The organism is Agromyces sp. CCNWLW213 (assembly GCF_037199545.1).
GTDB lineage: Bacteria > Actinomycetota > Actinomycetes > Actinomycetales > Microbacteriaceae > Agromyces.
In genome coordinates, this window is sequence record NZ_JBBBDX010000006.1 from 40,801 (window position 1) to 64,964 (window position 24,164).

Genomic DNA, 24,164 nt, shown 5'->3' on the forward strand with positions numbered 1-24,164 from the left:
TACGACCGCACGCTGCGGGGCCGGGCCGCCCGGCCCGGCCCCGCAGCCACACCCGGGAGATCACCATGACGACCGCGACGGCCTCCGGCCGCACCGCAGCGGGAGCCGAGGCGACGGCGCCTCCGGCCTCCAGCAAGCGGAAGCCCATGAAGAGCCCCTATCCGACCTGGTTCTTCATCCCCGCCGGCGTGTTCTACGTCGTGCTGTTCCTCGTCCCGACGCTCGCATCCTTCTACTTCGCCCTCACGCGCTGGACGCTCTTCGACGTCGAGTTCATCGGCTTGGACAACTTCGTGCGGTTCTTCCAGGAGCCGCAGCTCGTCACGGGCTTCGTCAACACGTTCATCTACGCGTTCCTCACCTCGGGCGCCAAGGTCGTGCTCGGCCTGCTGCTGGGCGTGTTCCTCAGCTCGCAGATCATCGCCCGCGGGTTCCTCCGCGCGACCATCTTCTTCCCCGTGCTCGTGAGCACCATCGGGGTCGGGATCCTCTTCAAGGTGCTGATGGACCCGTTCGGCGGCCCGATCAACGAGTCGCTCGCGGTCATCGGCATCGAGGGCCCCGCATGGCTCACCGATCCCTCGATCGCCCTCCTGTCCGTCGCGCTCGTCGACATCTGGAAGGGCGTCGGGCTCGCGACCCTCATCTACATCGCGGGCATGGTGGCGATCCCCCAGGAGTACTACGAGGCCGCGAAGGTCGACGGCGCGGGCGCCTGGAACAACTTCCGCCACATCACGCTGCCGCTCCTGCGGCCGGCGACGGTCACCGTGGTGCTGCTCTCGCTCATCGGCGGGCTGCGCTCGTTCGACCTGATCTGGGCCATGACCGGCGGCGGGCCGGGCTTCACGAGCGACGTCCTGGCCTCCGTCATCTACAAGCAGTACCAGGCCGGCTTCTTCGGCCTCTCCACCGCGGGGAACGTCGTGCTCTTCATCGTCGTGGCGGCGATCGTCTTCCCGCTCTCGTGGTGGCTCAACCGGAAGGGAGACGACCGATGAGCGCTCGGCTCTGGCGGGTCGGCGGCGGCATCGCCGCGATCCTGGTGGCCCTCGTGGTCTTCATCGTCCCGTTCCTCTTCATCGTGTTCACGGCGGGCAAGACCCAGGCGGAGTCGGCCTTCCTCGAGTTCACCTGGCCGACCGAGTGGGTGTTCTTCGAGAACATCGCCACGGTCCTCGAGAACCGCGACTTCCTGCTCGTGCGCGCATTCGTGAACAGCACCGTGCTGACGGTCGTCGCGGTGACGATCATGGTCATCCTCGGCGCCATGGTCGGCTACGTGCTGCAGCGGCGCAAGTCGCGGTGGAACCCGCTCGTCAACGGCCTGGTGCTGGCCGGCCTCATCATCCCGCCGGCCGTCGTGCCGACGATCTGGGTGCTGCAGGGCCTCGAGCTGTTCAAGACCATTCCCGGGCTCATCGCGGTGCACGTCGCGTTCGGCCTGTCGTTCTGCATCCTGCTCTTCCGGGCGTTCGTCGCGACCATCCCGCGCGAGCTCGACGAGGCCGCGATCATCGACGGCGCCGGGCCCGTCAAGCTCTTCTTCCGGGTGATCTTCCCGCTGCTGCGCTCGGTCATCGTGACCGTGATCGTGGTGCAGGCCGTGTCGGTGTTCAACGACTTCACCTTCGCCCTGTACTTCGCGCCGGGCGACGACAACGCGACGGTGCAGCTGACGACGTTCAACTACATCTCGCAGTCGGTGAGCTCGTTCAACCTGCTGTTCGCGAACGTGCTGCTCATCACCGTCCCGCCGCTGATCATGTACATCTTCTTCCAGCGGCAGATCGTCGCCGGCATGACGTCCGGCGCCGTGAAGGGCTGACGGATGCCGCAGCGGCCGCCGCGCTCGGCCGACGGACTGCGGCGGTGGGTGCGGGCGCGCTCGCCGCAGCCGTTCGACGACGCCGACGTGGTCCCGCGCCCGGCGGACCGGGACTGGGTGTACGGGCCGGGCCAGTACCCGCCGGCCCTCCTCGACCGGCTCGTGGCGGACGGATTCGCCGCCAACCGGCACGTGCACTACCCGCGCAACCACGCCGGGCCGGCCGAGCGCGTCGACTTCCGGGCGGTCTCGGCGGGCGCGGGCGTCGTGCGCGTGCTCGTCTCGGGGCGAGCGGATGTCGCGGGCGACGGCGTCCGCGTCCGGGTGACCGACGGCGGACTCGAGCTGGCGATCGACGAGGCGGGCGCGGTCGTCGAGGTCGCGGTCACGGGGGGGCCCGGGGCCGTCCCGGCGCTCGGGGCGCCGCGCGGTGCGGTGCTCGGCGACTGGACCGCGAGCGTCGGCGGCGGGCCCTGGACGGCGGCCGACGTGCGGCCCGGCGGCGAGCGTCCGCCGCACCTCGATCCGCCCGGAACCGTCGACGTCGTGGCCCGGCCGGGCCCCGCGGGGCTCCTCGACGTCGGTGCCCCGGTGCTCGGGCGCCCGTTCCTCCCCGCCGGCGGCGCGAAGCCTGGAATCACGAGCGGCGAGAGCGAGGCCGAGGCGTTCGCCGATCCGGCCGTGCTCGAGACGCGCCACGACGTCGCGTCGCTGCCGGACGGCGGCTGGACCACGCGGCATCCGCTCGGGTTCAGGTACCTGCGGGTTGCGGCGGATGCCGCGCCGCAACCGGTCGCGGTCCGCGCCGAGGTCGCCCCGGCAGCCCGCCCCGGCGCCTTCGCGTGCTCGGACGACCGGCTCACGCGGATCTGGGCCGCGGCCCAGTACACGCTCCGCCTGTGCTCGCAGGGCCTCATGATCGACGGCATCAAGCGCGACCGCATGCCGTGGGCCGGCGACCAGGCGCTCAGCACCCTCGCCAACGCCTTCGCCCTCGGCGACGCACGCACGGTCGCCGACGGGCTCGTCGCGCTCGGCCGCCCGCAGCACGGGTACGTGAACGGCATCGCGGACTACTCGCTGTGGTGGGTCGTCGACGCCGACCTGTACGTGCGGTACTTCGGCGACACGGCGTTCGCCGAGCGCGAGGCGGAGCACGTCGAGGCGTTCGTCGCCGACCTCGCCCGGCACGCCGACGACGACGGGGTGTTCCGTCCGGCCGAGCAGCCCGGCGGCTTCGTGGACTCCGGACCCGGCTCGGTCTTCCTCGACTGGGGACTCGCGCTCGAGCAGGGGCGCGATCCCGTCGCGCTCCAGATGCTGTGGTGGTGGGCCCTCGGGAGCGCCGCGCGCCTGCTCGACCGGGCCGCCCACGCGGGCGCCGGCCGGTGGCGCGGGCTCGCCGAGACCCTCGGGGCGACGCTGCGCGCGCGCGGCTGGCTCGCCGGCCCCGGGCGATGGGCCGACTACCTGGGTGCGGATGCCGCATCGGCGTCGACCGCGCCGTACGCGAACTTCCTCGCGGTGGTCGCGGGTCTCCACCCGGACGGGGTGCCGCCCGGCGTGGCCGCGTCCATCGCGGGCGGCACGGCGGGGACGCCGTTCATGACGGCCTTCCGGCTCCGCGCCCGGCTGGCGGCGGGGGAGCACGCCGCCGTGCTCGACGAGATCCGGCACACCTGGGGCGCGATGCTCGACGCCGGCCCCGGCACGTTCTGGGAGGAGGCGGCGACCGGCGAGGACGACCTCGCCATGTACGGCCGGCCGTTCGGGCGCAGCCGGTGCCACGCATGGTCGGCCGGCCCGGCCGCGATCCTCCCGGAGGCGATCCTCGGCGTCCGCCCGCTCGCCGACGGCTGGACCCGCTTCGCCGTCGACCCGCGCCTCGACGAGCTCGACTGGGCCGCCGCGGTGGTCCCGACCCCGTCGGGCGACGTCGTCGTGCACGCCGCAGCGGGGCGCGTCACGGTGCGCGTCCCGGCCGGCACGGCGCTCGTCCGCGGCGAGCGCGTCGATCGGGGGCCTGCGGTGGTCGAGTGGTCGACCGCCGAAGCGGTGTCCGGGTGGCCGGCCGGGGTCGGTGCGCATGGAACACCATGAACGCGCGCTCGCGGCGTACGCGGACTCGGTCAGGGCGTCCCCGTCGACGCTCGCGGTGATCGCCGTCGGCTCGGTCGCCCGGGGGACGGAGCGTTCCGACTCCGACGTGGACGTGTACCTCGTCGTGGCGGATGCCGCGTTCGACGCGGCGCTCGCCGCCGGGCGCCTGTCGTGGACCGAGCGCCACGACGAGGACTACCCCGGCGGCTACCTCGACGTGAAGGTCGTCAGCCCGCGCGTGCTCGCGGCGGCGGCCGAGTCGGGCGACGACCCGATGCGGGCGTCGTTCGAGGGCGCCCGGATCGCCTTCGCCCGCGACGTCGACGTCGCGGCCGCGATCGAGCCCATCGTGCGGCTGCCCGAGGAGGCCTGGCGCGGACGCGTCCGATCGCACGTCGCGCAGGCGCGGATCCACGGCGGCTACTTCCTCCCGCAGGCCGAGCTGCGCGGCGACCGGTTCCTGCGGCTGCACGCGGCCACGCACCTCGCCCTCGCGGCCGCCCGAGCCGCCCTGGCCGAACGACGGACGCTGCTCCGAGGACCCAAGTACGTCGCGGCCGCGCTCGCCGGGCTCGACCTGCCCGAAGGGTTCCTCGAGTCGTGGCGGGCCCTCGTCGCGGATCCGGGGCTCGACTCCGGGACCCGGATGCTCGCGGTGCTCGAGGACTGGCTGGGCCCGGCGCTGGACCCGGACGCCACGCTCTCGACCTTCATCCGCGACAACGAGCTCGCGTGGCTCACCGGTGCGGCGCCGCCCGAGTACCGCTGAACCGGCGGTGCGGCTCCGCTTCGAGGAGGTCGCGCCTGCGATCATGGGAGGACCGGCCCGGGCGTGCGCCCGCCCGGCGACGACAGGAGGACGTGCATGGCCGTCAGCGTGCGCGAGGTCGCGGCCGCGGCATCCGTCTCGGTGGGCACCGTCTCGAACGTGCTCAACCGCCCCGAGAAGGTGTCGCCCGAGACCGTCGCCCGCGTGCTCGCCGCGATCGACGAGCTGGGCTTCGTGCGCAACGACGCCGCACGCCAGCTGCGGGCGGGACGCAGCCGGTCGATCGGCCTCGTCGTGCTCGACGTGCGCAACCCGTTCTTCACGGACGTGGCCCGCGGCGCCGAGGACCGCGCCGCGGAGGACGGCATGACGATCCTGCTCGGAAACAGCGACGACAACCCGGATCGCGAGCGCTCGTACCTCGACCTCTTCGAGCAGCAGCGCGTGCACGGCGTGCTCATCTCGCCGCTCGGCGACGACCTTCCCCGGCTCGCGACGCTCCGCACGCGGGGCGTCCCGGTCGTGCTCGTCGACCGCGAGGCCGACGACCGCAGCTTCTCGTCGGTCGCGGTCGACGACGTCGTGGGCGGTGCGCTCGCGGTGCGTCACCTCGTCGAGTCGGGCCGTCGCCGCATCGCGTTCGTCGGCGGGCCCGGGTCGATCCGGCAGGTGGCCGACCGACTGGAGGGTGCACGGCGCGCGGCGGCCGAGACGCCGGGCGTGACGCTGGAGGTCGTCGAGACGCACGCGCTGACCGTGCTCGAGGGTCGTGCGGCGGGCGAGCGGATCCGCGATCGGGCACCCGAGGACCGTCCCGACGCGATCTTCGCGGCGAACGACCTCCTTGCGGTCGGCGTGCTGCAGGCGCTCATCATGCTCGGCGGCGACATCCGGGTACCGGACGACCTCGCCCTCATCGGCTACGACGACATCGACTTCGCGCAGGCCGCGGTCGTTCCGTTGTCGTCCATCCGCCAGCCCGCGTGGCTTATCGGGTACACCGCGGTCGACCTGCTCCTCCGCGAGGCGAGGGAGGGCGCGGACTTCGCGCCCGACCAGGTGCAGTTCCAGCCGGAGCTCGTCGTGCGGGAGTCGACCCGCTAGCCTCGCGGGGGGCGGGCGACGGCCTCCCGCACGGCCGGCTCCGCCGGTCGCGCGGCGCGAGGCGCGACTCGATCGCGTGGCTCGGCGGGCAGCACGAGCGGCCCGGTGCGCCGGGCGGCGACGTGCGCGCCCGCCGGGCCATCGGGCCGCGCCACCGCCACCGGGCGCGTGACCGGCACGGCGATCGCCGCGGTCGGGGGCTCGGCCCAGTCGAGGCCGAGTCGCGGCATCCACCCGTCGGCCGGATGCCGCACGACGCGCAGGCCGCGCGCGACGACGAGCCAGGCGAGGCCGATGAGCGCGGCGATCCCTGCGGCGACCGCCGCGACCCCGAGCGCCCAGCGCGGGCCCCATGCGTTCGCGACCGCGCCCACGATGGGTGCGCCGATGGGCGTGCCGCCCGAGAGGATCGCCATGTAGAGCGCCATCACGCGCCCGCGCAGCAGCGGATCGGTCGTGGTCTGCACGTAGCCGTTCGCGGTCGTGAGCATCGTCACGGCGCCGAAGCCGATGAGCACCGTCGACGCGGCGAACAGCCAATAGCCGGGCATGATCGCCGAGATCGCGGCGGCCGCGCCGAACAGCCCCGCGGCCACGATGATGACGCGCATGCGAGCGCGCTCGCGCTTGGCGGCGAGCAGGGCGCCGGTGAGGGACCCGATCGCGAGGATCGAGTTCAGCATGCCGTACTCGCCCGCTCCGCGTCCGAACTCGACGGCCATGGTCGACGAGAAGATCGGGAAGTTCATGCCGAACGCGCCCACGAGGAAGACGATCGCGAACACGACGACGAGGTCGGGCCGGCCCGCGACGTAGCGGAAGCCCGCGACGAACGCGCCGCGCTCGCGCGGGGCCCGCGGCATCCGGCGCAGCTTCGAACCGCGCAGCTTCGCGAGCGCGACGAGCACCGCCACGAACGTGACGGCGTTGATGATGAAGACCCAGCCGGTTCCCACGAGCACGATGAGCACGCCCGCGAGGGCCGGGCCGATCATGCGCGCGGCGTTGAACGACGCCGAGTTGAGGGCGACCGCGTTCGACATGTTCGACGATGAGACGAGGTCGGCGACGAAGGTCTGCCGGGCGGGGATGTCGATCGCGTTGACGACGCCGAGCGCGCCCGCGAAGACGAAGAGGTGCCAGAGCTCGGCGTGGCCGAGGATGAGCAGCGCGCCGAGCCCGACGCCGAGCACCATGAGGGCCGACTGGGTGAGCATGAGCACCTTGCGGCGCTCGAAGCGGTCGGCGATGAGCCCCGTGACGGGGACGAGCAGCAGCTGGGGCGCGAACTGGAGCGCCATGGTGATGCCGACGGCGAGGGCGTCGTTGTCGGTCAGCTCGGTGAGCACGACCCAGCTCTGGGCCGTGGCCTGCATCCAGGCGCCGATGTTGGAGATGAGCGCGCCGACGAACCAGATGCGGTAGTCGACCGACGCGAGGGAGCGGAACATGGCTTTCACAGGGTGGCGAGGTCTCCCATCAGTTCGGCGGCTCGGGCGAGGGTGGCGCGGTCCTCCTTCGGGAGTTCCCGGAGGCGCGTGGTGAGCCACGCGTCGCGCTGCTTGAGGGTGGTGGTGACGATGTCGCGGCCGGCATCGGTGAGGCGGATGTTGCTGCGCCGGCGGTCGGCCTCGTCGGCTTCGCGCACGAGGTAGCCGACGTCCTGCAGGCAGTTCACGGTGCGGTTCATCGACGGTGCGGACACCCGCTCGCGCTCGGCGAGCTGCGTGAGCGTCATGGGACCGTGCTTGTGCAGCCAGCCCAGGACCGCGAACTGCCCGTCGGACAGGCTCGGGTCGACCCGCTCTGCGCGGAGTCGGCGGGCCAGTCGCAGCGTCGACATGCGGAGCGTCGTGCTCTGCTCGGCGATCGTCCCCATGGATCGATTAGCATAACAAATTAGCCTTGCTAAGTAAAGTCGGATGCCGCGGGAGTCCCGTTCGTGCGATCGAGGGCACTTTCGCGCGGTGCTCCACCCCACGAACCGCACTCCAGTGAGGAGGACTGCCCCGTCGCGCCCCACCGGTGCCAAGATGAGCGCATGCCGACGTTCACCGACCCGCACGGGGTGCGCATCCACTACGAGCACTGGCGGGTGCCGGATGCCACGGCGGTCGTGCAGCTCGTGCACGGCGTCGGCGAGCACATCGGCCGCTACGGCGAGCTCGTCGCCGAGCTCAACGCCGCCGGCTACTCGGTGTGGGCCGACGACCATCGCGGCCACGGGCAGACCGGCTTCGAGCAGCACGGCGGCGACCTCGACCGCATGGGGCGGCTCGGCCCGGGAGGGCTGCGGGCGGCCATCGACGACGTGCACCGCTTCACGTCCGTCATCCGCGAGACCGAGGGCGACGAGGCGCCGCTCGTGCTGCTCGGCCACTCGTGGGGCTCGCTGATGGCGCAGATCATCCTCAACCGGCATCCGCACGACTACGACGCGGTCGTGCTGACGGGCACCGCCTACCGGATGCCGCCGCACATGAACTCGGGCGACCTCAACCGTCGCCACCGGCACCTCGGCACCACGGGCCTCGAGTGGCTCTCGCGCGACCCGGCCGTGGCCGAGGCGTTCGTGCGCGACCCGTACACGACGGCGGTACCCCTCCAGGAGCTGTTCGGCCTCATCGAGGCGGCGCGACTCGTGGGCCGGCCCCGCCGGAGCCTGCCCGCCGAGCTGCCGCTGCTGATCATGGTCGGCTCCGACGACTCGCTCGGCGGCGAGAAGAGCGCGGTGCGGCTCGCGAACGCGTACGCGCGCCGATCGGGACTGGCCGACGTCACGCTCGTGGTCTACGACGGCGCCCGCCACGAGGTCTTCAACGAGACCAACCGCGAGGAGGTGCGGGCCGATCTCGTCCGCTGGCTCGACGAGCGCTTCGCGGTCGACTGACGCGCGATCTCGGCGACTACGGCCGTGGCGGGACGTTGAACCCGAGCAGCCTCGCGCGACGCTCGCCGCCGAGCTCCTCGAAGCGCACGATCGTCGGCGCGCAGTTCTCCACGACGGGGAACAGGTCGCGGTACCGGTCCGGATCGATGCCGAGCAGCTCGCACAGCACCAGCCGCATGAGCGTGGCGTGGGTCACGACGAGCACGCGCCCGTGCGGGAACTCGTCCACGAGCTCGAGCAGCGCGGGCAGCGCACGGTCGAGGCCCTCGACGCCGGACTCGCCCGCGGGCATGGGCTGGCGAGCCGGATGCCGCTCGAAGGCCGCCCACTCCGCCGGCATCCGCTCGCCCAGCTCGGCCGGGGTGAGGCCCTCGCCCGAACCGAAGTCGATCTCGACGAGGCGCGGGTCGACGCGCAGGTCGAGGCCCGTGGCCTTCGCGGCCGGCTCGGCCGTTCGCCGCGCCCGCTGCAGCGGCGAGGCGACGATCGCCGACAGCCGCGCCCGCGTCGCCCAGTCCGCGAGCTCGTCGGCCTGCACCCGGCCGTGGTCCGTGAGCTCGACGTCGGACGAGCCCGCATAGCGGTGCTCGGCGTGCCACACGGTCTCGCCGTGCCGGGCCAGGAAGAGCGTGGTCATCGCGGCATCCGTTCCCTCGATCGAATCGGGACCTGCGGCCGAGCCTACGCCCGAGGCGCGTCCGGCCCGAGGCATCCGTAGGCTGGGGCCCATGCACGGTGAGTACAAGGTTCCCGGCGGCAAGCTCGTGGTCGTCGACCTCGACGTGGTCGACGGCGCGATCCGCGACCCGCGCGTCGCGGGCGACTTCTTCCTCGAGCCCGACGAGGCGCTGGGCGACCTGAACGCCGCGCTCGAGGGGCTGCCCGCGGCATCCGACGCCAAGCAGATCGCCGCGGCGATCGCCGAGGGCCTGCGCCCCGACGCGGTCCTGCTCGGGTTCTCGCCCGAGGCGGTCGCCGTCGCGGTGCGCCGAGCGCTCACGGATGCCGCGACCTGGTCGGACTACGAGTGGGAGATCGTGCACGATCCGGCCGTGTCGCCGCGCGTGCACCTCGCGCTCGACGAGGTGCTCGCGACGCGCGTCGGCGAGGGCCGCCGGAAGCCCACGCTGCGGTTCTGGGAGTGGGAGGAGTCGGCCGTCGTGATCGGCTCGTTCCAGTCGGTGCGCAACGAGGTCGATCCCGAGGGTGCGGCGAAGTACGGCTTCGACGTCGTGCGCCGCATCTCCGGCGGCGGCGCGATGATGATGGAGAAGGGCAACGTCGTCACCTACTCGCTGTACGTGCCCGCCGCGCTCGTGCAGGGCATGAGCTTCGCCGGCTCCTACGCGTTCCTCGACGACTGGGTGCTCCAGGGGCTGCGCTCGCTCGGCATCGAGGCGACCTACCAGCCGCTGAACGACATCGCGAGCCCGGCGGGCAAGATCGGCGGCGCCGCGCAGAAGCGCCTCGGCTCGGGCGGCGTGCTGCACCACGTCACGATGGCGTACGACCTCGACAACGAGAAGATGCTCGAGGTGCTGCGCATCGGGCGCGAGAAGATCAGCGACAAGGGCATCGCGTCGGCCGCCAAGCGCGTCGACCCGCTGCGCTCGCAGACGGGCCTCGCCCGCGCCGAGATCATCGAGCGGCTCAAGCAGACGTTCGCGGGGCTCCACGGGGCGACGCCGGGGACGGTCGCGCCCGACGAGCTCGCCGAGGCCGAGGCGCTCGTCGCGTCGAAGTTCGCGACCGAGGAGTGGCTCCAGCGCGTGCCGTGAGGCGACGGACGGAGCGCCCCCGTCGCCCCGGATGCAACCCGACGGCGGTACTGGGGAACCCCTGAACGTGAGCAGTCGTCACGCCGGTACAATCGCCGGGTGGACTGGTGGATGGGGTTGCTCATCGCCGGCGCGGTGGTCGCGTTCGGCGTCATCGCCGTGCGCCTGCGCTGGATCGACCTGTCCGACAAGACCAAGCAGGGCAAGCCCAGTGGGTCCGCCGTCATGATGATCGGCGACGAGGTGTTCGCGCCCCGCAAGTACGAGGCCCAGGTCGAGGTCGACCGCCAGGCCCGCCTGCCGGTGCCCGCTCCCGTGCCCGGCGACGGCGACAAGGGCATCTCGTACGCCGCGGCCGACGCCGGCGACGACGACCCCGACCGGTTCCGCGGGCGGATCCGCCTCGACGTCGAGCGCTGAGCGCGCCGCGACGGCACCCCGACGCCGTCGACGCTAGGCGTCGACCAGCGTCGCACCCCACTCGCGGGCGCGGGTGAGCTCGCCGTCGGCGACCGGGCCCGAGTAGCCGTGCACGCCGAAGGTCACCGCGTGGTCGACCGGGCGGAACCCCTTCGAGATCAGCTTCTTCAGCGCCTTCTTGGCGGCCGATCCGGGCAGGCGGGGCTTCACGGTGCGCGTGTCGAACGTGGCGGCCGCCACCGGCGACGACGGCACGGCCAGGGCGTCCAGCCATTCCCGGATTCCGCGGGCGGGGATGGTCGTCGCGCCCTGCTGCCTGGCCGACTCGCGCGTCGAGGCGGTCGTCATCGAGAACGCGTGCGTCGGCCCGCCGACCACGATGAGATCGACGTCGGGGTCGATCACGTCGGGCGCCGACACGACCTCGACCACGTCCACGACCTCGACGCCCTCGCTCGAGCGCAGTCCCTCGGCGACCGCGCGGGCGAGTTCCCCCGTGTTCCCCCAGATCGTCTCGTACACCACCAGCGCGTGCATCATCGCTCCTCGTTCCTCCTCGTCCGGGTCCTGGCCGGTCACGTTACGGCGGCGGAGCCGCGCCGAACGGGACCTTCGGCCGCTGGCGTGCGCGCTGGCAGACTTGACCGGTGTCCGCTGCCGAGCCCGACCGCGTCGTCCACGCCGACAACCTCGACGTGCTGCCGACGCTTCCCGACGGCCGCTTCACGCTCGTCTACCTCGACCCGCCGTTCAACACGGGGCGGTCGCAGTCGCGGCAGTCGACCCGGCACGTGCGGCAGTCGCCGACGGATGACGCGGCGCTCGCGCCATCCGGAACCGTCACGGGCTTCGCCGGCAAGCGGTACGAGCGCATCCGCGGCGACCTCATGCGGTACGACGACCGGTTCGACGACTACTGGGGCTTCCTCGAGCCGCGGCTCGCCGAGGCCTGGCGGGTCCTCGCCGACGACGGAACGCTCTACCTGCACCTCGACTATCGCGAGGCCCACTACGCGAAGGTGCTGCTCGACGCGCTCTTCGGGCGGGAGTGCTTCCTCAACGAGCTGATCTGGGCCTACGACTACGGCGGCAAGTCGAAGCGGCGGTGGCCGACCAAGCACGACACGATCCTCGTGTACGTGAAGGATCCGGAGCGGTACTTCTTCGACTCGGCGGCCGTCGACCGCGAGCCGTACATGGCCCCGGGGCTGGTGACGCCCGAGAAGGCGGCGGCCGGCAAGCTGCCGACCGACGTGTGGTGGCACACGATCGTGTCCCCGACCGGGCGCGAGAAGACCGGCTATCCGACGCAGAAGCCCGAGGGCGTGCTGCGGCGGATCGTGCAGGCGTCGAGCCGGCGGGGCGACTGGGTGCTCGACGCGTTCGCCGGGTCCGGCACGACGGGCGCGGTCGCGCGCTCGCTCGACCGGCGGTTCGTGCTCGTCGACGAGCACGCGGAGGCGATCGAGGTCATGCGCCGTCGCTTCGCGGGGGCCGGCGGCATCCGCTTCGACGAGATGCCGCCCGCGATCCGGGAGGACGCCGGCTAGGCCGACGCGCGACGCACGAGCCGCGTCGACATGATGTTGCGGTGCGGGACGTCCTCGCCCGAGAGGAGGCGGAGCAGCAGGTCCGCCATGAGGTACCCCATCTCCTCCGACGGCTGGTGCACGGTCGTGAGCGGGATCGCGGAGGACGTCGCCGCGGGGCTGTCGTCGTAGCCGACGACCGCGATGTCCTCGGGCACGCGGCGTCCGCGCTCGCGCAGCACCGACAGCGTGCCGGTCGCCATGAGGTCGCTCGCCACGAACACGCCGTCGAGGTCGGGGACGCGGTCGAGCAGCCGCCGGGTGGCGGCGACCGCGCCGGCGACCGAGAAGTCCGCCGTCTCGACCGCGTCGTCGGGCATGCCGGCGGTCGCCAGCGCGCGCCGGAAGCCGTCGAGCCGGTCGACGGCGGCGGGCATGTCGAGCGGGCCCGTGATCGTGCCGACCCTGCGCCGGCCGATGGCGAGCAGGCGCTCGGTGGCCGTCAATCCGCCCTCGATGTTGTCGACGTCGACGTAGATGTCGTCGTCGGCGATGTTCGGCGGGCGACCGCCGAACACCATGGGCATCTCGTGGGCGGCCTCGTGCAGCGAGTGGTCGCCCTCGTGGTGCGAGACGACGAGCGCGCCGTCCACCACGCCGGACCGGAGGTAGCGCAGCGTCTTGCGCGTCGGGTCGCTCGTGGAGAGCAGCAGGTTGAGCAGGTACTCGCTCACGTCCAGGCGCCGCGTGATGCCCTGCACGATCGCCGCGAAGTACGGGTCGCCGAAGAACCGCGTGGTGTCCTCGGGGACCACGAGCGCGATCGCGCCGGACGTGCGGCTGGCGAGCGACCGCGCCGCGCGGTTCGGCACGTAGTTGAGCTTCGCGATGGCCTCGTTGACCACGCGCACGACCTCGGGGGAGACCTTGGGCGAGCCGTTCACGACACGGCTCACCGTCGCACGCGACACGTTGGCCTCTCGCGCGACCATCTCGAGGGTCGGCGCGGGCGGACGCGCCCCGGACCCGATCACCCCCTGCATGCCGTCAGTCTATTTCCGGGTGGCATGCGGTGGTCGGGTCCGGGGGTCCGGCGGGGGTCAGCGAGCGGATGCCGCGGGCAGGGCGCGGTCGCGGATGACGGCCCGGTAGGCCAGCCCGCTGTCCTTGACGGTGCGCTCCTGGGTCTCGTAGTCGACGCGGACGAGGCCGAAGCGCTTGTCGTAGCCCCACGCCCACTCGAAGTTGTCGAGGATCGACCAGTAGAAGTAGCCGTGCACGGGCGTTCCCTCGTCGATGGCGTCGAGGATCGACGACAGGTGCGACAGCAGGAACCCGGTCCGCTCGACGTCGTGGATCGCGCCGTCGGGCGCCGCCTCGTCGTCGTAGGCGGCGCCGTTCTCGGTGACGAACAGGCGGACGCCGGCGGGGCCGGCGTACTCGCGGTGCACGCGGCCGAGCAGCTCGCGCAGTCCGTCGGGCTGCACCTCCCACCCCATGCCCGTGCGGGGCAGCCCCTGCGAGTGGAAGTGCACGCCCTCGGCCGCGGGGAAGGGCGAGCGCGTCGCCCGGTCGGTGGGCGCCTGGCCCTCGATCGGCTCGGCGGCCGGGCGGTCGCTCACGTACTCGCCGTGGTAGTAGTTCACGCCGAGTGCGTCGATGGGCGTGGCGATCACCTCCAGGTCGCCCGGCCGGACGACGGCGTCGAGGCCGAGGTGCCCGACGTCGGCCAGCAGGTCCTCCGCGTAGCGCCCGCGGAAGATCGGGTCGAGGAACACCCGGTTGAACTGGCCGTCGATGCGTCGCGCCGCGTCCAGGTCGCCCGGGTGGGCCGGGTCCACCGGCTTGGCGACCGTGAGGTTCAGCGTGATGCCGAGGTCGAGCGAGGCGTCCCGCTCGCGCAGTGCCCGCACGGCCAGGCCGTGGCCGAGCATGAGGTGGTGCGCCGCCGCGAGGCCGGCCGCGACCTCCTGCCGCCCGGGTGCGTGCGCGCCGGCGGTGTAGCTCAGGAACGACGAGCACCACGGCTCGTTGAGGGTCGTCCAGATCTTCACGCGGTCGCCGAGCGCGTCGTGCACGCTGAGCGCGTAGTCGCGGAAGCGGAACGCCGTGTCGCGGTTCGCCCAGCCGCCCTGCTCCTCGAGCGCCTGCGGCAGGTCCCAGTGGTAGAGCGTCAGCCACGGGGTGATGTCCGACTCGAGCAGCTCGTCGACGAGGCGCGAGTAGAAGTCGACGCCCTTCGCGTTGACCGGCCCGCCGTCGGGGCGCACGCGCGCCCACGACGTCGAGAACCGGTAAGCGTTGAGCCCGAGCTCGCGCATGAGCGCGACGTCGTCGCGGTAGCGGTGGTAGTGGTCGCACGCGACGTCGCCGTTGTCGGCGTTCACGACGGCGCCGGGCACGCGGCTGAACGCATCCCAGATGGAATCGGTGCGGCCGTCCTCGTGGGCGGCGCCCTCGATCTGGTAGGCGGCCGCGGCCGCCCCGAGCAGGAAGCCCTCGGGGAAGCGGCGGACCGCGGCGGCGGTGGGTTCGGCGGCGGGGTGGGTGATGGTCATCCCTTGACGGCTCCTTGCATGATTCCGGAAACGAGCTGCTTGCCCGCGACGACGAACAGCAGCAGCAGCGGGAGGGTCGACAGCAGCACGCCGGCCAGCACGATCGAGTAGTCCACGAAGTGGTTGGACTGCAGGAGCGAGAGCGCGACGGGCAGGGTCGGGTCGCTGCGGTCGAGCACGATGAACGGCCAGAAGAAGTTGTTCCAGGCCGTCACGAACGTGAACAGGGCGAGCATGGCGGCGGCGGGACGGGCGGCGACGACGCCGACGGTCCAGAAGGTGCGGATCATCGACGCGCCGTCGACGCGCGCGGCCTCGATCAGCTCGTCGGGCACGGCCTGCTGCAGGTACTGGGTCATCCAGAACACGCCGAAGGCGCTCGTGAGGGCGGGCACGATGATCGCGCCGATGCTGCCCGTCCAGCCGAGGTCGGCGAACAGGATGTACAGCGGCACGACGCCGAGCTGCATCGGCACCGCCATGGTGGCGACGACGAACACGAGCAGCGGCTTCGAGCCCGGGAACCGCAGCTTGGCGAAGGCCCATCCGGCGAGGGTCGACGTGATGACGACGGAGGCCGCGATGAGGGCCGAGCTGTAGATCGAGTTCCACAGCGCGGGCCAGAAGTTCACGGCCGGGTCGTCGACGACGGTCGCCGCGTTCGCCAGGAAGTTCCCGCCCGGGATCCACGACATGTTCGGGTCGTTCAGGGTCGAGGCGTCCCCCGAGCCGATGAGGAGCGACCAGTAGAACGGGAACAGCGACGCGAGGAGCACGGCCGCGAGTCCGGCGTACACCCAGAAGCCGGCCCGCACGCCGCGGATGCGCGTGGTGCCGCGGAGTCCGCGGGGTCGCCGGCCCCGCGGCATCCGCTCGGCCGCACCGGGCACGACCTCGGAGGCCGGGGCCGACGCGGGGGAGGTGTCGAGTGCGGTCATGGCTATCGCCGCCCTTCGTCGCGCACGAGTCGCCTCGTGACGAGCAGGTTGATGAGGCCGATGATCAGGATGATCAGGAACAGGATCCAGGCGAGCGCGGCGGCCCGCCCGAAGTTCCACTGGCCCCAGCCGATGTCGTAGAGGTACAGCGTGATGGTGAGCCACTGCTGCGCCGCGCCGCCGCGACCGAACTGGTCGTACATGCGCGGCTCGTCGAAGATCTGCAGGCCCCCGATGGTCGACGTGATGATCACGAAGATGAGGGTCGGCTTGAGGGAGGGCAGCGTGATGCTGCGGAACTGCCGGAACGGCCCCGCACCGTCGATGCTCGCGGCCTCGTAGTAGTCGCGCGGGATCGCCTGCATCGCGGCGAGCAGGATGAGGGTGTTGTAGCCGGTCCAGCGGAAGTTCACCATGGTCGCGATCGCGACGTGGCTCCAGAAGGCGTCCTTGTGCCACTGGATCGCCGGGAGGCCGAGGTCGGTGAGCACGTTGTTCACGAGGCCGTGGTTGTCGCCGAACATGTTGCTGAAGATCAGCGCGACGGCGACGGGTGCCATGACGAAGGGCACGAGCACGCCCATCCGCCAGAAGGTCTTGGCCCGGATGTTGCGATCGAGCATGGCGGCGATGAACAGCGCGGCGATGAGCTGCGGCACGCTCGAGAGCAGGAAGATGCTGAAGGTGTTGCGCAGGGCGGTCCAGAACTGGGGCTGGCCGAGGATCCAGGCGTACTGGTCGAAGCCGATGAACTCGCCGGAGTTGCGGACGAGGTCCCAGTCCATGAACGAGATGACGGCCGTGAACGCGATGGGGAAGATCCCGACGACCGCGAACATGATGAAGAACGGCGAGATGTAGAGGTACGGCGAGACCTTGAGGTCCCACCGGCTGAGCCGCTGGCTGAACGAGATGACGCGCGGCTGGCGCGCCGTCCGGTTCGGCGGTGCGGCGGGCGGCCTGGTGGCGGTGGCGGTCACGGGGACTCCCGGGGGTGTGCGGCGGGCGATCGAGGGCGGGCGGGGGCCGTGCGGGTGCGCGGCCCCCACCCGGTCAGCGGGGGACTAGAAGGCGCCGACCTCGGTGACCCACGTGTTCCACGAGGTCTTCTGGTCCTCGACGCCGTCGAAGACGCGCGTGACCGCGTTCTGCAGTGCGTCGTGGAACTGGAAGAACTTCGGACCCTTGAAGGTCGCGACGGTCACGGCCTCGGCGCGGGCGATGCCGATCTCACCGGTGGGGGCGTCGTTGAAGTACTCGTTCGTGAAGCCCGTGAGGTCCTCGTCCTCGTAGGCGTCCGCCTGGCTCGGGAACGTGCCGGCGTTGGCGAACGCCTTGACCTGCTGCTCGGGAGCGGTGAGCCAGTCGGCGAGCTTCAGCGCCTCCTCGACGTTCTCGCCGTTGGCCGGGACGGTCAGGTACGAGCCGCCCCAGTTGCCGCCGCCGCCGGGGAAGACGTCGGCGATGTCCCAGCCCTCGACCTCGGGGGCGTTGCCGGAGATCACGCCGTGCATCCAGCCGGGGCAGAGCATCGCGGCGAACTCGCCGTTGGCCATCGAGGCGAACCAGTCGTCGCTCCACTGGCCGGCGTAGGCCGAGATCGGCACCGCGCGCTCGACGACGGTGTTGTACGCGTCCTCGATGTCGGCGTTCTCGGTCGCGACGATCGTGCCGTCGGGCTCCTCGTAGGCGGTCTCGAGCTGGTTCACGATGCCCTGGAGGACGGAGTTCGCGGAGTCGATGAACGGCTTGCCGGTCGCGGCCGTGTACTGGTCGGCCACGTCGAAGAAGTTGTTCCAGTCGCCCTCGAGGAGCGTCGCGACCTCGGCGCGGTCGGTCGGCAGGCCCGCGGCCTCGAAGAGGTCGGCGCGGTAGCAGACGCCCTGCGGCCCGATGTCGGTGCCGAAGCCGACGAGGCGGCCCTCGGCGTCGGTCGCGGCCGCTTCCTTCCAGTCGAGCCAGCGGCCCTTCGCGCTGTCGGGCACCTCGGCCAGCAGGTCGGAGTACTGCATCGCCTCGGTGAACCAGTCGACCTCGACGGCCTCGATGTCGGCGAGGCCCTCCTTGCCGAGCTTCTGGAAGTAGTTGGCGCGCGCGTCGTTCGACGTCGCGGCGCGGTTGTGGACGATGGTGACGTTCGGGTTCTCGTCCATGTACTCCTGCAGGAGCTCGTCGGTGTAGCCGAAGTCGTTGAACGTGGCGAGCGTCAGCTCGACCGGGCCGCCCTCCTCGGCGGCGGTGTCGGCGCCTGCGGCGCAGCCGGTGGCGATGAGGGCGAACGAAGCGGCGCCGGCGACGGCCGCGAACGCCTTGGTGCGTCGTGAAAGCTTCACGGTCACTCCCTTGTGTGCGTGGTTGACGGGGGCCTCGCGGGCGCGCTCCACTCGTCGGTGAGAGCGCTCTCACGATGCGGTTCCCGATGTTAGGGAGCCGCGTCGGGCGTTGTCAAGAGAGCGCTCTCACGGATTCGGCGTCGTGACCTGATCGTGACCCGGCGCACGTGCGGCGGGATCCGGTGCGATGCCGCCGCACGGCGACCCGGCGATCGTCCGCCCGGCACACAGGTCCAGCGGATGCCGCTCCCGGCGTCCTCGGAGCCGGTCCGGTTAGCGTGGCCCGCGTGATCCGATGCCTCCTCGCCGCCGGCCTCGCCGCGGGGCTCGCCCTGTGCGCGACCGGCTGCGCCGGGATCCCGCCGCTGCCCCCGCAGGCGACCTCCCCGGATGCCACCGCCTCCGTCCCGGGTACCGACCAGGCGATCGAGAGCGAGGAGCCCGAGCCGACGCCCGCGTACGTGGCGGACGAGACGACCGATCCGGCCGTGATGGCGCAGCTCGAGTACGTCCTCGCATACTGGTCGGATTACAACGACGAGGAGTGGGGCGTGCTCGAGGGCAACGACTGCGTGAACTTCACCAGCCAGGCGCTGGTCGTTCGCGGCTGGGAGCAGGACGACGACTGGTACCACGGCGGCGACCCCTACGCGTCGAGCCCCACGTGGCGCAGCTCGACGGCCATGCACGACTGGCTCGCGAGCCGGCCCGACCTCGCCACCCCGCTCGACGACAGCCGCCGCGCGGAGGTGCAGCTCGGCGACATCGTCCAGTTCGACTGGGACGACTCGGGCGACCGGGACCACACCGGCATCGTGACCCGCATCGAGCGCAGCGACGCCGACGTCAAGGTGTACTTCGCGGGCCACACGCTCGACAGCGACTACCGCGACGTGGACGTCGCGATCACCGAGGAGCACCCCGGCGCCTCGGTGTACTACTGGCGCCTGGCCGGCTGATGGGCGGGAACGAACCGAGCCCCGAGGTCCAGCGTCGTCGGCTCGTGGTGGCCTCCGTGCTGAGCGCCATCCTGATCGTCGGGTCCTTCGCCGTGCTCATCGCGACGGGCGCCGGTTCCGGGGGTTCCGAGGCCGCCGTCGACCGCTCCCCGGCATCCGCCGAGCCGACCGGCGAGCCGGCGTCGCGCCCGTCGCCGACGGCGACCGCGACGCCCGAGCCCGTGATCCCGCCGTTCGACAAGGCGGCCCGGTCGATCGACGACCCCGCCAGCATCTGGGTGGTCGTCGACAAGCTGCGCCCGCTGCAGCCCGCCGAGTACGAGCCCGCCGACCTCGTGCCCGTGCCCGTCGCGCACACGTGGGAGCCCGTGCTGCGCCAGGAGGCGGCCGATGCGGTCGTCGCGATGTTCGGCGCGGCCTCGCAGGAGGCGGGCCTCGCGCTCGCATCGAACAGCGCCTACCGGTCGTTCGGGGCGCAGCAGAACATCTACGACGGCGACGACGAACTCACCGCGCGGCCCGGATTCAGCGAGCACCAGACCGGCCTCGCGATCGACGTCGGCGCGGAATCCGGCGTGTGCTCGCTCGACGTGTGCTTCGCGGACACTCCGGAGGGACAGTGGCTCCGCGACAACGCGCACCGGTTCGGGTTCGTCCTGCGGTACCCGGCCGACAAGCAGGCGGTGACCGGCTACCAGTTCGAGCCATGGCACTTCCGGTACGTCGGGACGGACCTCGCCGCCGAGATGCGGAAGCAGGGCATCACGACGCTCGAGGAGTTCTTCGGACTTCCCCCGGCGCCCGAGTACGCCGGCTGAGCGTTCATCGAGTTCCCAGCACCCGTGAGGGTTGCTCACACGCGGGCGTGGTCTCATGGTCGGGTCCCCCTTAATGCCGACACCGAGACCTTCCCCACCGTGCTCCGTAGACTCCAGCTCCCCGCGTCCCGACGCTCGACCTTCCGCGCGCCCGATCCCGAGGCCGCGGCCCGATTCGACCTCGCGCTCCCGGGCGCGAACACCGACGACGACCGCCGGCCCGCCGCCGAGCTCGCCCAGCTCGCCGACCTGCGGACCGAGTCGATCGCGACCGCCCTGGTCGAGCAGCGCCGGCTCGTCGAGGAGCGGCTCGTCGCCGAGGTGACCGCCGATCGCGATGTCGCCGCGAGCCGGGTCGACCGTGAAGCCCGGGAGGCGCCGAGCCCGCAGGTCGTGCGCACCTCGTTCGTCGTGGCGCCGTCGGAGGACCGGGCACGGCACCCGCGGCACCGGGCCGACCGGATCGGCAATCGGCGTGCGACGAGCGGTGCCCGCCGGACGGTCCTCGCCGGCTGACGCGCGCCGGCCCTCACCGCATTCCCAGCAAGACGCGGCGAAACGTCAACCTCCCGCCAATATGATCCGCGGGAGGGCGGCACTCGCGCCCGCATCGGCGTCACGCCGCGGACCTCCGGCCCGTGCGTGCCGAGGAGGGGAGCACCGTTGGGGGTTCAGACCGCGCTCGACGCCGTCACGGGGGCGCCGGGCATCGTCGACGCGATGCGCCTGGCCGACGACCTCGCCTTCGAGGCAGGACGCGATCCCGGGCTGCGGACCGTCCGTGTCCTGGCGCAGGCGTTCGCGCACGACGACGAGCTCACCGCGATCGCGGCGACGCACGCGCTCGCCGGGGTCTTCGACGCCGGGGCGGCACGACTGCTCGTCCGCCTGCTGTCCGACGAACGGGCCTTCCTCCGCGAGCACGCGGCCTGGGCGCTCGCGTCCGGGCTGCCGAGGGCCGAGGCGATGGGGGCGCTGCTGCGCCTGGTGGTCGACGGCGGATTCACCGGCATGCTCGCGCAGCGCACGCTCGAGCAGTGGGCCGAGGGCAGCGCCGAGTCGCTGCTCGTCGGGGTCGAGGGAGCGCTGCTCGGGGTCCACGAGCCCGCGGCGCGGGCGCGGCTCATCGAGACGCTCGGACTCGTCCGCGATCCGATCGCGCAGTCGGCGCTGCTGCGAGCGGCGACGGACGCCTCGGAGCCCGAGCCCGTGCGCGTCGCCGCGGTCGCGGCGCTCGGCGACCGGCCGGCGAGCGCCGAGGCGACCGAGACGCTCGACCGGCTCGCCGGTGCGGGCGGACTCCTCGGGGACGTCGCGCGGCTGGCCGTCGTCGACCTCGAGCAGGCGGCCGCACCGCCCGCGGAGACCGATGACGGACTCACCGTCGCCCAGCTGTTCCTCCACGCCGACATCGATCCCGACCTCAGCGCGGCCGGCGCGGGCGACAACGGGGGCATCGCCACCCTCCTCGTTCGACTGGGCGACGCGCTCGCGTCCGACCCGGACTCCGGCATCCGCCGCGTGCTGACCATGTCGCGCGGCTCGGTCCGAGAGGCGATCGACGGTCTCGAGACGCTCCGCTCGGGTGCGCCCGGTCACGTGTACGGGCGGACCCCGCTCCTGCACGACCCGGTGCCGTCCGCGGCGGCGTGGCCGCTCCGCGTCGCCGCCAAGCGCGCCACGCGCCGAATCCTCCGCGCTGCCGGCGGAGTCTCCGCGCTCCACCTCCGGATGGCGGACGTCGGCACGCTCGCCGCCGTCGAGGCCGCGCGCGAACTGGGCATCCCCGTCGTGTTCTCGCTCGCCCCCGACCCGCACGGCGTCATCGAGTCCCTCGACCGCGCCGGCCGGCTCACGCGCGAGAACTTCGGCCGCACCGACCTCGTCGAGCACTTCTGGTTCCGCGCTCGCCTGGTCCAGCGCGTCGCGGCCAACGCGGCCCACACGGTCCTCTTCCCGCGTCCGCACCTCGAGCAGGACCTCCTCCGGCTCGTGGGCGTCGACCTCACGGCGCATGCCGAGCGCCACACGATCGTGCCCGAGGGGGTCGATCTCGCGACGGTCGACGCCGCGCTCGCCGAGGCGGCCGACCACGCCGCGGGGTCCGAGCCGTCGCCGGCGCTCGCCGAGCTCCGCGATCTCGTCGGATCCCTCGTGCCCGCGCGCCGGAGCCTCCCCCTCGTCGTGACCGCCGGCCGGCTGCACCGGGTCAAGGGCATGGCCGCCCTTGTCGAGGCCTGGGCGGGCAGCGGGCTCGCGGAGCGGGCGAACCTGCTCGTCGTCGGCGGAGACCTCGAGCAGCCGTCGCCCGACGAGCGCGAGCAGCTCGACCGCATCGAGCGGGTCGTCCCCGCGGCCCGCCGGGCCGAGGCGGGGCTGCTGCTCGCGGGCCACCGGCCGAACGGCGTCACCGCGCGATGGATGGCCGCCGCACGCCACGGGCTGCCCGGGCTCGCCGCGCCCGGCGGCGTGTATGCCTGCGCGAGCATGAAGGAGGAGTTCGGACTGGCCATCCTGGAGGCGATGGCGACGGGCCTCTTCGTGGTCGCCCCGGACGGCGGCGGTCCGGCGACGTACATCGACGACGGCGTCACCGGGATCCTCACGGCGACCTCCGACCCCGCCCGCCTCGGGGACGCTCTCGCGGCGGCGCTCGACATCGCGGCCGGCGAGGCCGAGGCGGGCGACGACTCGCGCGCCGACCTGTCCCGCGCCATGGTCCGCGCCGAGTTCACGATCGAGCGGATGTCGCACGCGCTCGCCGGCGTCTACGACGGCGTCGCGCGCGCCGAGGCCGAGCTGCTCGAGCGCGTGGAGGCCGTGGCATGACGCTGCTCGTCATCAGCCCCGACTACGCCTCGCACCTGCTCCCGCTCGCCACGCTCGCCACGGCGTGGCGCGACCGCGGAGAGCGCGTCGTGGTGGCGACGGGACCGGCGACCGCCGCGATCGTCGAGGAGTTCGGGCTCGAGCACGTCGACCTGCGCCTCGGCCGCGGCAGCAATCCGGGCGTGATCGCCGCCGACGACCAGCCGGCCGACGAGGGGGACTCGCTCCGGGGCTTCTTCGCCGCGACGCGCGAGGGCGCGGTGCCGACGCTCGCCTACCAGGCGGCCGAGCGCCTCACCGACCTCATGTGGCGCCCGGTCGAGGCGGCCCGCGCGACGCTGCGCATCGTCGAAGAGGTCGCGCCCGACCAGGTGATCGTCGACCACCTCGCGTTCAGCGCCCGCCTCGGCCTGCAGGCGGCGGGCGTGCCACACGGCGACGTGGTCCTCGGGCATCCCAGTGCGCTGCCCGTCGGCGACGAGGTGTACGGCTTCCCTCCCGCGTGGCCGACGGCGTTCGCGCCGGACCCGGGGGAGCTCGCCGACCTCCGTGCGCTCTGCGAGCGCGTGGCCGGCCGATTCACCGACGAGTGGAACGCGGCGGCGCGCGAGCTCGCGCCGTCGCATCCGCCCTCGGAGGACGCGTTCGGCGAGCACGGCCCGCTGGTGCTGTACAACTTCCCGTCCGAGCTCGCCGACGACGACCGGCTCGGGCTGCTGTCGCCCCACCGGTTCCTGGGCTCGGCGCGACGCGTCGAGCGCGTCGACGCCGACGTCGAGCGGTGGATCGCCGACGCGGGCCCGTTCGTCTACGTCAGCTTCGGGAGCTTCCTCTCGGTCCGCGGCGACGTGCTCCGCCGCGTCGTCGACGCGCTGCGCTCGGGCGGGGTGCGCGCGGCGATCGCGACCGGGTCGACGGATGCCGCGGAGCTCGGCGACCTCCCGGCCGACTGGCTCGTGCGACGCTACCTCCCCCAAGTGCGACTGCTCGACGCGGCCGCCGCGGCGGTCACGCACGGGGGGAACAACTCGGTCACCGAGGCCGTCGGCGCCGGCGTGCCGCTCGTCGTGCTGCCGTTCTCGACCGACCAGTTCGCCGGCGGCGCCTCGATCGAGGGCGCCGGGTTCGGCGTCGTGCTCGACCCCAACGCGGCATCCGCCGGCGACCTGGCGGTGGCCGTCGACCGCGTGCTCCGGCTCGACGGCGACGCGCGCGACCGGCTCGAGGCGGCCGCGGCCCGGCAGTCGGCCCGGCCCGGCCCCGAGCTCGCGTACGACGCCCTCGTGACGGGCGTACGGTCGGCGGCCTGAC

23 protein-coding genes are annotated in these 24,164 nt (G+C 72.8%); 14 read left to right on the forward strand and 9 right to left on the reverse strand.

What is annotated here, in order from left to right:
* Window positions 1-65: 65 nt before the first annotated feature.
* The 5 genes from WBQ80_RS12345 (at window position 66) to WBQ80_RS12365 (ending at window position 5,801) form a co-directional block, all read left to right on the forward strand.
* Complete coding sequence (locus WBQ80_RS12345; protein WP_336570836.1) at window positions 66-1,001, forward strand: carbohydrate ABC transporter permease; 936 nt, start codon at window positions 66-68, stop codon at window positions 999-1,001.
* A complete protein-coding gene (locus WBQ80_RS12350; RefSeq protein WP_336570837.1) occupies window positions 998-1,828 on the forward strand; it encodes a carbohydrate ABC transporter permease in 831 nt (276 codons plus the stop codon). Before WBQ80_RS12345 ends, WBQ80_RS12350 begins: the two co-directional genes overlap by 4 nt.
* Window positions 1,829-1,831: 3 nt before the next feature.
* Window positions 1,832-3,928, forward strand: coding sequence for an alpha-L-rhamnosidase-related protein (locus tag WBQ80_RS12355; RefSeq protein ID WP_336570838.1), 2,097 nt, complete (start codon window positions 1,832-1,834; stop codon window positions 3,926-3,928).
* The gene (locus WBQ80_RS12360) at window positions 3,915-4,697 is read left to right on the forward strand and encodes a nucleotidyltransferase domain-containing protein (RefSeq protein ID WP_336570839.1); all 783 of its coding nucleotides are present in this window, start codon (window positions 3,915-3,917) and stop codon (window positions 4,695-4,697) included. Before WBQ80_RS12355 ends, WBQ80_RS12360 begins: the two co-directional genes overlap by 14 nt.
* Before the next feature lie 96 nt (window positions 4,698-4,793).
* The gene (locus WBQ80_RS12365) at window positions 4,794-5,801 is read left to right on the forward strand and encodes a LacI family DNA-binding transcriptional regulator (RefSeq protein WP_336570840.1); all 1,008 of its coding nucleotides are present in this window, start codon (window positions 4,794-4,796) and stop codon (window positions 5,799-5,801) included.
* Here WBQ80_RS12365 and WBQ80_RS12370 read toward each other — a convergent pair.
* Entirely contained in the window at window positions 5,798-7,252 is a 1,455-nt protein-coding gene (locus tag WBQ80_RS12370; RefSeq protein ID WP_336570841.1) for an MFS transporter, read from the reverse strand. The genes WBQ80_RS12365 and WBQ80_RS12370 overlap by 4 nt on opposite strands.
* A 5-nt stretch (window positions 7,253-7,257) precedes the next feature.
* Complete coding sequence (locus WBQ80_RS12375; protein WP_336570842.1) at window positions 7,258-7,680, reverse strand: MarR family winged helix-turn-helix transcriptional regulator; 423 nt, start codon at window positions 7,678-7,680, stop codon at window positions 7,258-7,260.
* 162 nt (window positions 7,681-7,842) lie between these two features.
* Here WBQ80_RS12375 and WBQ80_RS12380 point away from each other — a divergent pair, with 162 nt between their 5' ends.
* A complete protein-coding gene (locus WBQ80_RS12380; RefSeq protein ID WP_336570843.1) occupies window positions 7,843-8,691 on the forward strand; it encodes an alpha/beta hydrolase in 849 nt (282 codons plus the stop codon).
* A gap of 16 nt (window positions 8,692-8,707) precedes the next feature.
* Here the strand turns inward: WBQ80_RS12380 and WBQ80_RS12385 are convergent, their stop codons facing one another.
* On the reverse strand, window positions 8,708-9,328 hold the full coding sequence (locus tag WBQ80_RS12385) for a histidine phosphatase family protein (RefSeq protein ID WP_336570844.1): 621 nt from the start codon (window positions 9,326-9,328) through the stop codon (window positions 8,708-8,710).
* 91 nt (window positions 9,329-9,419) lie between these two features.
* Here WBQ80_RS12385 and WBQ80_RS12390 point away from each other — a divergent pair, with 91 nt between their 5' ends.
* Window positions 9,420-10,469 (forward strand): lipoate--protein ligase family protein, encoded by a 1,050-nt coding sequence (locus tag WBQ80_RS12390; protein ID WP_336570845.1) that lies wholly within the window; start codon window positions 9,420-9,422, stop codon window positions 10,467-10,469.
* A 99-nt stretch (window positions 10,470-10,568) separates the two neighbouring features.
* Entirely contained in the window at window positions 10,569-10,889 is a 321-nt protein-coding gene (locus WBQ80_RS12395) for a hypothetical protein (RefSeq protein ID WP_336570846.1), read from the forward strand.
* A 33-nt stretch (window positions 10,890-10,922) separates the two neighbouring features.
* Here the strand turns inward: WBQ80_RS12395 and WBQ80_RS12400 are convergent, their stop codons facing one another.
* A complete protein-coding gene (locus WBQ80_RS12400; RefSeq protein ID WP_336570847.1) occupies window positions 10,923-11,429 on the reverse strand; it encodes a flavodoxin family protein in 507 nt (168 codons plus the stop codon).
* Between the two features lie 107 nt (window positions 11,430-11,536).
* On the opposite strand from WBQ80_RS12400, the gene WBQ80_RS12405 reads away from it, so the two are divergent.
* Complete coding sequence (locus WBQ80_RS12405) at window positions 11,537-12,439, forward strand: DNA-methyltransferase (RefSeq protein ID WP_336570848.1); 903 nt, start codon at window positions 11,537-11,539, stop codon at window positions 12,437-12,439.
* Here WBQ80_RS12405 and WBQ80_RS12410 read toward each other — a convergent pair.
* From WBQ80_RS12410 to WBQ80_RS12430, 5 genes are all read right to left on the reverse strand, one after another.
* Window positions 12,436-13,461 carry a LacI family DNA-binding transcriptional regulator gene (locus tag WBQ80_RS12410; protein WP_336570849.1) on the reverse strand — a complete coding sequence of 342 codons (1,026 nt, stop codon included), beginning with the start codon at window positions 13,459-13,461 and terminating at the stop codon, window positions 12,436-12,438. The genes WBQ80_RS12405 and WBQ80_RS12410 overlap by 4 nt on opposite strands.
* A gap of 57 nt (window positions 13,462-13,518) precedes the next feature.
* The gene (locus tag WBQ80_RS12415) at window positions 13,519-14,976 is read right to left on the reverse strand and encodes a GH1 family beta-glucosidase (RefSeq protein ID WP_336570850.1); all 1,458 of its coding nucleotides are present in this window, start codon (window positions 14,974-14,976) and stop codon (window positions 13,519-13,521) included.
* The gene (locus WBQ80_RS12420; RefSeq protein ID WP_442892666.1) at window positions 14,973-15,914 is read right to left on the reverse strand and encodes a carbohydrate ABC transporter permease; all 942 of its coding nucleotides are present in this window, start codon (window positions 15,912-15,914) and stop codon (window positions 14,973-14,975) included. The genes WBQ80_RS12415 and WBQ80_RS12420 overlap by 4 nt, the downstream gene beginning before the upstream one ends.
* A gap of 2 nt (window positions 15,915-15,916) precedes the next feature.
* On the reverse strand, window positions 15,917-16,894 hold the full coding sequence (locus WBQ80_RS12425; protein ID WP_336570851.1) for a carbohydrate ABC transporter permease: 978 nt from the start codon (window positions 16,892-16,894) through the stop codon (window positions 15,917-15,919).
* 84 nt (window positions 16,895-16,978) lie between these two features.
* Window positions 16,979-18,253, reverse strand: coding sequence for an ABC transporter substrate-binding protein (locus WBQ80_RS12430; RefSeq protein ID WP_442893187.1), 1,275 nt, complete (start codon window positions 18,251-18,253; stop codon window positions 16,979-16,981).
* Window positions 18,254-18,534: 281 nt separating this feature from the next.
* On the opposite strand from WBQ80_RS12430, the gene WBQ80_RS12435 reads away from it, so the two are divergent.
* The 5 genes from WBQ80_RS12435 to WBQ80_RS12455 all read left to right on the forward strand — a co-directional run bounded on the left by WBQ80_RS12435 (window position 18,535) and on the right by WBQ80_RS12455 (window position 24,163).
* Window positions 18,535-19,206 (forward strand): amidase domain-containing protein, encoded by a 672-nt coding sequence (locus tag WBQ80_RS12435; RefSeq protein ID WP_336573574.1) that lies wholly within the window; start codon window positions 18,535-18,537, stop codon window positions 19,204-19,206.
* Window positions 19,206-20,024, forward strand: a complete 819-nt coding sequence (locus WBQ80_RS12440) for a M15 family metallopeptidase (protein WP_337282569.1) — start codon at window positions 19,206-19,208, stop codon at window positions 20,022-20,024. Before WBQ80_RS12435 ends, WBQ80_RS12440 begins: the two co-directional genes overlap by 1 nt.
* Window positions 20,025-20,123: 99 nt before the next feature.
* Complete coding sequence (locus tag WBQ80_RS12445; protein ID WP_336573208.1) at window positions 20,124-20,540, forward strand: hypothetical protein; 417 nt, start codon at window positions 20,124-20,126, stop codon at window positions 20,538-20,540.
* Between the two features lie 147 nt (window positions 20,541-20,687).
* Window positions 20,688-22,853 carry a glycosyltransferase gene (locus WBQ80_RS12450; protein ID WP_336573207.1) on the forward strand — a complete coding sequence of 722 codons (2,166 nt, stop codon included), beginning with the start codon at window positions 20,688-20,690 and terminating at the stop codon, window positions 22,851-22,853.
* Window positions 22,850-24,163 carry a glycosyltransferase gene (locus tag WBQ80_RS12455; protein WP_336573206.1) on the forward strand — a complete coding sequence of 438 codons (1,314 nt, stop codon included), beginning with the start codon at window positions 22,850-22,852 and terminating at the stop codon, window positions 24,161-24,163. Before WBQ80_RS12450 ends, WBQ80_RS12455 begins: the two co-directional genes overlap by 4 nt.
* Window position 24,164 lies beyond the last annotated feature (1 nt).